We start from the raw sequence: 11822 nt of genomic DNA on the forward strand, positions 1-11822 counted from the left end.
CCCATTTGCGCCGATGGTACTGCATTGTGGGAGAGTAGGTCGTCGCCTTTTTAGAGAACCCTTCATATTTATTTATGAAGGGTTTTTTTTGTGCCCAAAAATTAAAGTAATCAGGCGCAAGGGAAAAAGTATAAGCAAAAAGATATATAGGGAAATTAAATTTGGGAATATCACTTAACGTTACTTTAGTAAATTATATAAGCAAAAATAAATATATGATATTTATGTATAGTATTAAATAAATCGAAAGATGCTATTTGCTTTTGTGGTATCTCTTAATGTTCAAATTAGAAAATCTTTTATTTTCATATCCATGTTTGGAACGGTTACACGTATTATGAAGGTAATTAATATTAAAAGGATTAGGATTAAAGTTTATCTTGTAATAGAATACTTGCTTATTTATTTTATAACAGTTTTTATGTTGGTTGACTTTATAATATAGCTAAAAACAGTTTCTTGGATTTTTTTAAATTATTTGGCTGTGATGTAAAGTTGGTATTATGTTTAAATAAAAAGCCTTTAATAAAATTATAGGCTTTAATATATTTTGGATTTTTATATTACGTAAATTATGCTTTCTATATATTGGAGTTTTTCTATATGATTTAATTCCAATGTTTTTTAGTTTTATTGCTTTTGAAAAGACTATCTAGGATTGTATTTATTCCTTTAAATGCTATAAATACAGCTAATGCACATATTGATATTGCTATTATTAATAATGGAATATAGAAGTCTTTATCCTTATTACTTAATACTAGATATAGTAAGGTTGGACCAATAAACATTAATAACATTGCAATAGCCATTTGTTTTACTCCTTTTACAAGTACATCTTTGTCTGTTGATTTAGTTTCCATTGTTATATTTATTTATTGCGTTTCTAACACTTTTATGTTTTTGTAATAAACTTTCAGCTTCAGGATAGGTTATGTTTAATTCTGACATTATCATTTTTGTACCTCTATCCACTAATTTGTCATTACTAAGTTGCATGTCTACCATTTTGTTTCCTTTTATCTTACCAAGTTTTATCATAGTAGTTGTGGATATCATGTTGAGTACTAGTTTTTGTGCTGTACCTGCTTTCATACGTGAACTACCCGTTACAAATTCTGGTCCTACGACTACTTCAATTGGAAATTGTGATGCTAAGCTTAAAGGACTTTGCTTATTTGATGTTATACATCCAGTTGTAATACCTTCTAAATTACATTTATTAAGTGCTGATATTACATAGGGTGTTGTACCTGATGCTGCAATACCAATTACGACATCTTTATCTGTTACATTGTATTTTGTTAGGTCTTTCCATCCTTGGACTGTAGAGTCCTCTGCAAACTCAACTGCTTCTCTTATTGCTTTATCTCCTCCAGCTATAAGACCTATTACTACGTCATATGATACTCCAAACGTTGGAGGACATTCTGATGCATCTACAACTCCTAGGCGTCCACTTGTTCCTGCTCCAATATAAAACAGTCTACCACCTTTTTCCATTTTTATTACGATTTGTTCTACTAATGCTTGAATTTGAGGAATCGCTTTTTTGACTGCTGTTGGTACAGTTTGATCTTCTATATTTATGTTTGTTAATAGGTCGTTTATAGACATTTTGTCTAAATTATTGTAATTGGAATCTTGTTCTGTTGTTTTTGTAAATTGCATAGTTTAAATGGTACTACTGGTTTGCGTTAGGGATTGAGGCATTTGTTGGAGCTCCTCGCAGAGAGCGACTGCCGAAAGCGCGACCCTTGTGGTAACGCCAAAAAATTATTGTACAATATAAGTAAATTGATACGCTTGTGAAACTCTGAAATAGCCTAAAGGAAAATTATCGGGATTTGTTATGTTTATACAGTTTCCTCTAACGGTTGCTGGTTGTGCTTGAAATGGTCCGCCACCATTATTAGAAGTTTGTTGAAGTAATAGATCCATAAATTGATAAAATTGTTGGGATACTCCATAATTATTTATGGTAACGATGTTTGTTGGTTCTAAATCTTCTTCGGAATAGAATGCGAAAATTTGATTACCATCAGTAAATTGATCGTCATATACTTCTAGCACTGGAATTTGTGGAATGTCTGATATGAATTCGAAAAAATAATAGTTATCAATATTTGCAGGATCTGTATAAAAGGCTTTAAGCTCTATATCTTCGCCAGAAAAACCACCTTCGTTATTTTGTTCTATATATTCTATTGGAGTTACGCTTGTCAATACTTCTGTACCTATGTATGTTTGATCGTCATATATAATTGTTAGGGTATATTCTTGGTTTAGTTCAGGAATGAATGAATTGGTTTTGTATATTCCTGTATTTTCTTGTTCCAAGAATGTAAAAATATTACTATTGCTGTCTTCAACAAATACGGTTGCGTTATTAGCTGGAGGAACTTGATTATCGAAAAAAGGAGCTGTTAATGTCAATTTTATCTGCTGTTCTGAGCCATCTGTATCTTCAAACCAATTTAACGATGCCTCGATTACTAATTTAGGGTCTGATGTTGGTACTTTTAAATCTATTACATCTTCACAACTAAAAAATAGAGATACGATTAATATATATAGTGCGTTTTTCATTTTTTATTAAAATTTAAAATTGTAGGATATTGAAGGTATTAGTCCAAATATTGATAATCTGGTTGCTTCATTTGTACCTGTCATTCTGTTTTCTCCAAATGTTATTGATGCTGCATTACGACGATTATATACATTGTAAAGCCCAAAGACCCAATAGCTTTGCCATCCTGATGTCTTATCTGGTTTTGGTGTGTAATTTGCTGATAAATCTAAACGATGGTATGCTGGCAATCTGTCTGAATTACGACTGCTATAGCTTGGTATATTTATACCGTTATAGGAATATTGACCATTTGGATATGTTGTAGGTTGTCCTGTTTGAAATAGAAAATTAGCATTTAATTTCCATTTTTTATTCCAATCATAGCTAGTGGTTAGAGATATATCATGTGTTTTGTCATAAGCTGTACTATACCAATTACCATTGTTTATTCCTGTTTCGGTTGGTGTGCGACCTGGTGTTTTTTGCTCTGATTTTGATAGTGTATAAGCTAACCAACCTTTAAAACGTCCTTCATTTTTTCTTAAAAGGACCTCTAGTCCATAAGCTCTGGCTTCTCCATTTAATATAATTTGTTCTATAGCATCGTTTGCAATTAAATCTGCACCATCTATATAGTCTATTCTGTTTTTAATTTTTTTATAATATGTTTCTACTTCTAAACTATAATTATCGTCATTAAAGCTTCTAAAATATCCTACAGCGATTTGATCTAATAATTGTGGTTTTACATATTTACCACTGGGTGTCCAAATATCTAAAGGTGTTGGTGAGGATGTATTAGATAATAAATGTAGATATTGTGACATACGATTATAGCTTGCTTTTACAGAAGAATTTTCGTTTAGTTGGTAAGCCAATGATGCTCTAGGCTCTAGGTTTGCAAAACTTTTTATAACGTCACTTTTACTAAAACTTTCTGATCCTGTAGGGGTTGCTTTTTGATAGATTTGAAAATCATTATTAAATACTACTGCTTGATCATTTTGGTAAGTATTTAACTGATCTTGGCCTAATCGTAAAAATGAGCTTAAACGTAAACCATAGCTTAAGTTTAACTTATCTGATAGTTTATGTTCGGCATCAACATAAACTGCATTTTCAAAAGCATATTTATCTGTTAATTTAAATGGATTTATTCCAGAAGTTGGTGTAGATGGTTTTATATCACCTGGATTAAATTTATAGTAGATACTATTTAAACCATATTGTAGTTTAAAGCCATCAGTAACGTAATGTTTAAAATCGTATTTAAAATTGAAGTTTTGAATTCCTGAATTCCAATCAAACTCGACAAAATTTAGTTTTAAACCATAGTAGTAATCGGAATATATTACTGACATGTTTGAGAATAATTTGTCCGAGAATAAATGATTCCATCTAAAATTTACTACTGTATTACCATAAATGTTTTCAAAACTATCTGTAATACTAAAGACATCTCGTCCAAAATAACCAGAAAGGTAAATACTGTTATTGTCATTTAAATCGTAACTTAATTTTGTGTTTAAATCGTAAAAATAGGCTTTGTTATCTATATCAAATATTGGTAAAAATAAATGCGCATAACTACTACGACCACCAAATAGAAATGAACCTTTGTCTTTTTTTATAGGGCCTTCTGCAAGTATTCTGCTAGATACAATTCCTATTCCTCCATTCATATGAAACTCTTTACTGTTTCCTTCTTTTTGATAAATATCTAAAACCGAAGAGACACGTCCACCATAACGTGCAGGAATACCACCTTTATATAATTTAATATCTTTAATAGCATCTGGATTAAATACTGAAAAGAAACCAAATAAGTGCGATGAATTAAATACTGTAGCTTCGTCTAACAAAATAAGATTTTGATCCGCTGCTCCACCACGTACATTAAAACCAGAAGATCCTTCTCCTGCATTAGTAACACCTGGTAAAAGTGTTATTGCTTTTATGACATCTGCTTCGCCAAAAACAACTGGTATGTCTTTTATCGTTGCAGAACTTAGCGCATTAACACTCATTTGAGGTTTTTTAATGTTTAGCTTCTCTACATTTTCAGTAATAATAACTTCGTCTAAATTTTCAAAAGATTCTTCTAAGCTAAAATTTTTAGTAATATTACTGTCTAAAGTTATAGTTTCTGTAATGTCAGAAAATCCTAAATAGGAAACTACAATTTTATAAGTTCCTTTTGGAAGAGTGATAGAGTAGAAGCCATACTCATTAGTGACTGCTCCAGTATTTAATTCTGGAACAATTACATTTACACTTATTAAAGTTTCGTTACTAGCACTTTCAACTATTTTACCACTTAAAGTAAATTTATCTTGTGCAATAAGTAGTGTTGTACTAATTAAAAACAAGATTAAAAAACTGTTTTTTATATTATTCATTGGTTGATTTTGATTAGTAAAAATAACGAAAAGCATCTTTAGATATTCTGTTACATTGTGTTAAACTTTAACTAAATATGGTATTTACTTTTTTAGTACTTGTTATACTGTATAAAAATTTAATGTTAATTATCTAAAACTAAAAAAGCTCCCATAAGGGAGCTTTTTATATAATTTAAATAATTATTTAGATACTTTTTAATAAGTCATTAAATAATTGAATTGGTCGCATTGCTTTAGCTGTTAATTCTTCGTTTGGCGAATAATAACCTTCAATATCTACAGCAACACCTTGAATATCGCTTAATGCTGATACTATTACTTTTTCTTCTGCCTTAAAGGCTAAAGATACTGGAGCAAATTGTGCTTTTAATGCTGCATCCTTATCTTGGTTTGCTAGTGCTTCTGCCCAATACATTGCTAAATAAAAGTGGCTTCCTCTGTTATCAATCTCTCCAGATTTTCTAGAAGGCCCTTTTTTGTTTTCTAATAATTTCTCTGTCGCATCATCTAGTGCATCACCTAAAACTTTAGCTTTTGGATTATTATTAACTTGGCTAAAATGCTCTAAAGAGACTGCAAGAGCTAAAAATTCTCCTAAACTATCCCAACGTAAGTGATTTTCTTCAACAAATTGTTGCACGTGTTTTGGAGCAGATCCTCCTGCACCTGTTTCAAATAAACCACCACCATTCATTAATGGTACGATAGACAACATTTTTGCAGATGTACCTAATTCTAAAATAGGAAATAAATCTGTTAAGTAATCACGTAATACATTTCCTGAAACAGAGATTGTATCTTCTCCAGCTTTTACGCGTTTTAAAGTAAACTGGGTTGCTTTAATTGGAGATAAAATATGAAGTTCTAAACCTTCTGTATCGTGATCTTTTAAATAAGTATTTACTTTTTTGATTAATTCTGCATCGTGTGCTCTATTTTCGTCTAACCAGAAAACAGCAGGAGTTTGTGATGCTCTAGCACGAGTTACCGCTAATTTAACCCAGTCTTGGATTGGTGCATCTTTAACTTGACACATTCTCCAAATGTCTCCAGCTTCCACGTTGTGAGAAATTAATACATTTCCGTCAGTATCAATAACCTCTACTTTACCATCTGCATCAATTTCAAAAGTTTTGTCATGTGATCCGTATTCTTCAGCTTTTTGAGCCATTAATCCAACGTTTGGTACTGTTCCCATTGTTGTTGGGTCAAATGCTCCGTTTTCTCTACAAAAGTCAATAGTTGCTGTGTAAATTCCAGCATAACTACTATCAGGAATTACTGCTTTAGTGTCTTGAGATTTTCCATCTGCATTCCACATTTGACCAGAATTTCTAATCATTGCTGGCATTGATGCGTCTATAATAACATCACTTGGTACATGTAAGTTTGTAATCCCTTTATCACTATCTACCATAGCTAAAGCAGGATTTGCTTTATAGGCAGCATCAATATCTGCTAATATAGCATTACGTTCTGACTCTGGTAATTCGTTTAGGTTACTTAATAAGTTTCCAAATCCATTATTAACATCTACACCAATTTTTTCAAAAGTAGCACTGTGTTTAGCAAATACGTCTTTAAAAAATACACGAACAGCATGACCAAAGATAATTGGGTCAGAGACTTTCATCATTGTTGCTTTCATGTGTAAAGAAAACAATACACCTTTATCTTTAGCATCTTTAATTTGTGCTTCTAAAAATGTAAGTAGTGCTTTTTTACTTAATACAGTTCCATCAATAATTTCACCTTTTAATAATCCTAATTTATCTTTTAAAATGGTTTCATTTCCAGATGCATCTGTGTGTACAATTTTTATAGTTGTAGCATTATCTAATGTTACAGATTTTTCGTTATGAGCAAAATCACCTTCAGTCATAGTTGCGACATGTGATTTTGAATCTTTTGACCAAGCTCCCATTGAGTGTGGGTTTTTCTTAGCATAATTTTTTACAGCTTTTGGTGCACGTCTATCAGAGTTACCTTCGCGTAATACTGGATTTACAGCACTACCTTTAATTTTATCGTAACGTAATTTAGCATCTTTTTCTTTATCGTTAGTTACTTCTTCAGGGTAATTAGGTATAGCAAAACCTTTAGCTTGCAGCTCTTTAATTGCAGCCTTAAGTTGTGGTACAGAAGCACTAATGTTTGGTAATTTAATAATATTAGCTTCTGGAGTTTTTGCTAATTCTCCTAAATAAGCTAAATCATCAGATACACGTTGATCTTCCGTTAAAAAATCAGGAAAAACTGCTAAAATACGTGCTGCTAATGATATGTCTTTAGTTTCTAATCCAATTCCAGAAGAGGCTGTAAATGCTTGAACGATTGGTAAAAATGAACGCGTTGCTAAAGCTGGTGCTTCATCTGTAATGGTATATATAATTTTTGGTGAATTTGACATAAATGTAAATGTGTATTAGTTTAATTTTAAGCTTCACGAAGATACAAAAAATAGGAGGTTTTTTAAAACGAAAACGTTTACTTAACACCCCATTTAGTTGGAAACTAAATTGAGAGTGAGTTTATTGCGGATTTAATAAAATATAGATAAAATTTTAAGAAATCTGAATTTTATATTGATCTAATAACCCCTGAATTTGGTCTTTCGAAAATTTTGCGCCTTTAATTTTATTATTTTCAGGATGAATAGAGTAGTTGTAAGAGGTTAAAAAGTTAGTTTGCTCTAGGTTAGTGTTAAAAAAGATAGCGTATTTAAAGTTACAATTGTCAAAAACAGATTTTGAAACATTAGCTTCTGTGAATTCTGTTTTTTCAAATTGACAATTAGTAAATTTTGTATTAATTAATTTAACCTTATAAAATGATGCAAAATTAAGTTGACAATTATTAAAAGTTATAGACATTAATAATTGGTTACAGTCATTAAATAAAACGCCTAAAAGCTTACAGTTTTTAAATGCTACATCTTTAAAGGTTGTTTCTGATGTTTTGCTATTACTTAGGTCACAATCTATAAATTGACATTCTAAAAATGTAATAGTGGATAAGTAGCAAGCATTAAAATTACAGTTTATAAACGTGCAATTATCATATTCTGCTTTTGGTAATTCTGTTAAAGTGAAGTCTTTATTTCTATAAGTATTATCTGCTATAAAAGGTATATTCATTTTTATTATTTACAGTAAATATAGTTTAAATCATTAAAAAACAAAAGCCATAACATAATAGACTAAACTATTGTTGTTATGGCTTTTTTGAGATAATATTTTGCTGACTTATCTAATTTTCATTACATCAATCCAAAACTTTCGTTTTACATTTTTTCAGTTCAAGCTAATATTAAATCAATAGTACATTAACTTGTAACTTTCAAAATGTATTGACCTGTTACTTAATGCACATAGAAATTGTTTTTCTTGATGTTTACCTTTTAATTAATAATTTAATATCAATCAGATATAATAAACATTGTTTTGTTCAAGTAATTTTACTTACACTAGGTTACTTTACTTAAAACTTTCAACTTTACTTTTTAAATTCTGATAAACATAACTTAAATTATAAAGTATCATGGTTTTTTAATTACACGACTACACCTGCAATTTTCAAGACCTCAAAAAACAAATAAAACTAAATCAAATTCAACATTTAATTGAAACCAATATTGCTATTGTTATTAATTGTTTTACTAAATTAAAAAATATCTATTAGATTTTAAATAAAATAAGACTTTAGATATCAACTAGTTATGAACCGTACTTATTAACAAAAGTTAATAACAACAAAAGCCTAACTTAAATAAGTTAGGCTTTTTAATATAACTAAGGTTGAAGAAATTATTTTCTTCTTGCTTCTTTAATTCTAGCTTTCTTACCAGTAAGACCTCTAAAGTAAAAGATTCTAGCACGACGTACTTTACCTTTTTTGTTGATTTCAACTTTTTGTAATGCAGGTAAGTTAATTGGGAAGATACGCTCTACACCAATAGTTCCTGACATTTTTCTAATTGTAAACGTCTCAGAAGATCCGCTACCTCTTTTTTGAATTACTACTCCTCTAAAAAACTGAGTACGTACTTTTTCTCCTTCTCTAATTTCATAGTACACAGTAATTGTGTCTCCAGCTGAAAATTCAGGAAAGTCCTTTGTTGTTACAAACTCGTCTTGAACAAATTTTATTAAAGATTCCATCTTTATTTAATTTTAAATGATTGATTCAGAGTAACATTCACGTATCTCGCCAGAGGTTAATCCGAAATTGGGTGCAAATATAGTTAAAAAGTAAAAAACAGAAAGTAAAAATGTAAAAAGTTTGTCTGTTTTTTTAGATACACGTAAAACGTGTTGTCTATTTGTCTAATAAATCTGGTCGTCTGTCTTTAGTGCGTTGGTAGGCTTGGTCTTCTCTCCATCTTTCTATATTAGCTGCATGACCACTTAATAATACCTCAGGGACTTCAAGACCTTTGTAATTACGAGGTTTAGTATATATTGGAGGAGCCAATAAATTATCCTGAAAACTGTCTGTTAATGCAGAGGTTTCATTACCTAAAACACCAGGAATTAATCTAATTACTGCATCACATAATACTGCTGCACCTAATTCTCCTCCAGAAAGCACATAGTCTCCTATAGATATTTCTTTAGTTATAAATAAATCTCTTACACGTTGGTCAACACCTTTATAATGTCCACAAAGTATGATAATGTTTTCTTTTAAAGAAACTTGGTTAGCTATGCTTTGGTTTAAGGTCTCGCCATCAGGCGTCATATATATAACCTCGTCATAATTACGCGCTTCTTTTAGTTTAGAAATGCATTTGTCTATAGGTTCAACCATCATGACCATACCAGCTCCACCACCAAATTGGGTGTCATCAATGGACTTGTAATTGTCTGTAGTGTAGTCTCTTAAATTATGAAAATGTACTTCAACCAAATTAGCCTCAATTGCACGCTTTAAAATAGAAGCTTCAAATGGACTTTTAAGTAATTCTGGTAGGACAGTTATAATATCAATTCTCATGGTTTTGCTTTATTGGATGCAAAGATAGATGAAATTCTTTAACTTAAATCTTGCGTGAACAACATGATTAAGGTGTTTTGTTATGGTTGTAGTTTTAGTAATTAAGTAATTCCTAACAAAAAACTATGATTATTAATTATAGACTAAGCCCTTTTTATATCAGGTGTTTTAAATAAAGATTGAATAATAAAGGCAATGACCATAACTATTGCACATCCTACAAAGTTTAACCATAAAAAAGGTAGATTAATTATTTCATATTCATTTAAGAAGAATAAACCAATAACTAAAACTTGTGTAATTAAAGCAGCTATAAAAACAGCATTAGCTTTAATTTGCTTAAAGAAAAACGCTAATAAAAAAATACCAAGGACATTACCATAAAATATGGAGCCAATAATATTAACTAACTGTATTAGGTTTTCTGCAAGGTTTGCGACACAAGCAACACCAATTGCCATGATTCCCCAAAGTAGTGTAAAACCTCTAGAGGCCTTAACCATTTCTTGATCAGTCTTAGGTCCAACTCTGTGTTTATACAAATCGATTGTAGTTGTACTAGCTAAAGCGTTAAGCTCTGATGCTGTGCTAGACATTGCTGCACTTAAAATAACTGCTAACAATAATCCAATTAAGCCTTTTGGTAAATTATTAAGTATAAAATGTATAAAAACATAATCCTTGTCATTACTTTCAACTTTTAAACCTTCGGCTTCTCCAGCTTTTTTAATTAAATCTCTAGCATGCGCTCTTATTGTGTCGCTTTTTGCATTATAGCTAGCTATAAGGTCTTGATTAACTTTTCCATCAGCGTTTGCAAACTCAGTAATGGTTGCTTTTTTTAGATCAAAAATTTCTTTCTGCTCTAATTGTAACGCAGCATACTCATTTGCATATTTTGAATTTAAAACAACTTCTGTTGCAGTAGGATTAAAGTTTATAGGAGCATCGTTAAATTGGTAAAACACAAATACCATTACACCTACCAACAATATAAAAAATTGCATTGGTACCTTTAGTAATCCGTTAAATATTAATCCTAAACGCATTTCTTTTACAGATTTACCAGACAAATAACGTTGCACTTGACTTTGGTCAGTACCAAAATACGATAGCATTAAAAACGTACCACCAATTAATCCACTCCAAACTGTATATCTATTATTTAAATCAAAAGAAAAATCTAACACCTCCATTTTACCGCTTGCTCCAGCAATATCTAGAGCTTTTTTAAAAGTAATATCATCAGGTAATTGGTTTAATATTAAAATGAAAGCAATGACCATTCCTGTAAAAATGACCACCATTTGATGTTTTTGAGTCACATTAACTGCTTTTGTACCTCCCGAAACCGTGTAGATTATAACTAATACACCTATAAAGATATTTAGTAGAAGTAGATTCCATCCTAAAACTGCAGAGAGTATAATTGCAGGAGCAAAAATGGTTATTCCTGCAGCTAGACCACGTTGGATTAGAAATAATACAGCTGTAAGCGTACGTGTTTTACGGTCAAAACGGTTTTCTAAAAACTCGTAAGCAGTGTATACTTTTAGTCTGTGATATAATGGTATAAAGACCATGCAGATTACAATCATGGCTATTGGTAATCCAAAATAAAACTGCACAAAACCCATTCCGGAATGAAATGCTTGTCCAGGCGTACTTAAAAAGGTTATAGCACTAGCTTGAGTAGCCATTACAGATAATCCTATGGTCCACCATTTGCTGGTACTTCCACCTTTTAAAAAATCTTGTACGTTTTTACTACCTCTGGTTTGATACGTTCCGTAAATAACAATGGTTAACAGTGTCCCAATTAAGACAATCCAATCTAAAGTTTGCATAATTTA

9 protein-coding genes are annotated in these 11822 nt (G+C 30.8%); all 9 read right to left on the minus strand.

Annotation, left to right across the window (positions count from 1 at the left end; genetic code table 11):
- Nucleotides 1-608: 608 nt before the first annotated feature.
- Nucleotides 609-863: a DUF6095 family protein gene (locus tag V6251_RS12100; protein WP_341588413.1), complete on the minus strand. Its 255-nt coding sequence runs from the start codon at nucleotides 861-863 to the stop codon at nucleotides 609-611.
- Complete coding sequence (gene murQ, locus V6251_RS12105; protein WP_341588414.1) at nucleotides 853-1671, minus strand: N-acetylmuramic acid 6-phosphate etherase; 819 nt, start codon at nucleotides 1669-1671, stop codon at nucleotides 853-855. The genes V6251_RS12100 and murQ overlap by 11 nt, the downstream gene beginning before the upstream one ends.
- Before the next feature lie 105 nt (nucleotides 1672-1776).
- On the minus strand, nucleotides 1777-2589 hold the full coding sequence (locus V6251_RS12110; protein WP_341588415.1) for a DUF4249 domain-containing protein: 813 nt from the start codon (nucleotides 2587-2589) through the stop codon (nucleotides 1777-1779).
- A 6-nt stretch (nucleotides 2590-2595) separates the two neighbouring features.
- Nucleotides 2596-4971 carry a TonB-dependent receptor gene (locus tag V6251_RS12115; protein ID WP_341588416.1) on the minus strand — a complete coding sequence of 792 codons (2376 nt, stop codon included), beginning with the start codon at nucleotides 4969-4971 and terminating at the stop codon, nucleotides 2596-2598.
- Between the two features lie 187 nt (nucleotides 4972-5158).
- Nucleotides 5159-7384: an NADP-dependent isocitrate dehydrogenase gene (locus tag V6251_RS12120; RefSeq protein WP_341588417.1), complete on the minus strand. Its 2226-nt coding sequence runs from the start codon at nucleotides 7382-7384 to the stop codon at nucleotides 5159-5161.
- A gap of 154 nt (nucleotides 7385-7538) precedes the next feature.
- A complete protein-coding gene (locus V6251_RS12125) occupies nucleotides 7539-8111 on the minus strand; it encodes a pentapeptide repeat-containing protein (RefSeq protein WP_341588418.1) in 573 nt (190 codons plus the stop codon).
- A gap of 669 nt (nucleotides 8112-8780) precedes the next feature.
- Nucleotides 8781-9134 (minus strand): 50S ribosomal protein L19, encoded by a 354-nt coding sequence (gene rplS, locus V6251_RS12130; RefSeq protein WP_145001139.1) that lies wholly within the window; start codon nucleotides 9132-9134, stop codon nucleotides 8781-8783.
- Between the two features lie 157 nt (nucleotides 9135-9291).
- Nucleotides 9292-9969: a tRNA (guanosine(37)-N1)-methyltransferase TrmD gene (gene trmD, locus V6251_RS12135; RefSeq protein ID WP_145001141.1), complete on the minus strand. Its 678-nt coding sequence runs from the start codon at nucleotides 9967-9969 to the stop codon at nucleotides 9292-9294.
- Between the two features lie 143 nt (nucleotides 9970-10112).
- Complete coding sequence (locus V6251_RS12140) at nucleotides 10113-11816, minus strand: sodium:solute symporter (RefSeq protein ID WP_341588419.1); 1704 nt, start codon at nucleotides 11814-11816, stop codon at nucleotides 10113-10115.
- Nucleotides 11817-11822: the final 6 nt, after the last annotated feature.

It is taken from the genome of Olleya sp. Ti.3.14, from assembly GCF_038154885.1.
In the GTDB taxonomy this organism is placed as follows: Bacteria; Bacteroidota; Bacteroidia; order Flavobacteriales; family Flavobacteriaceae; genus Olleya.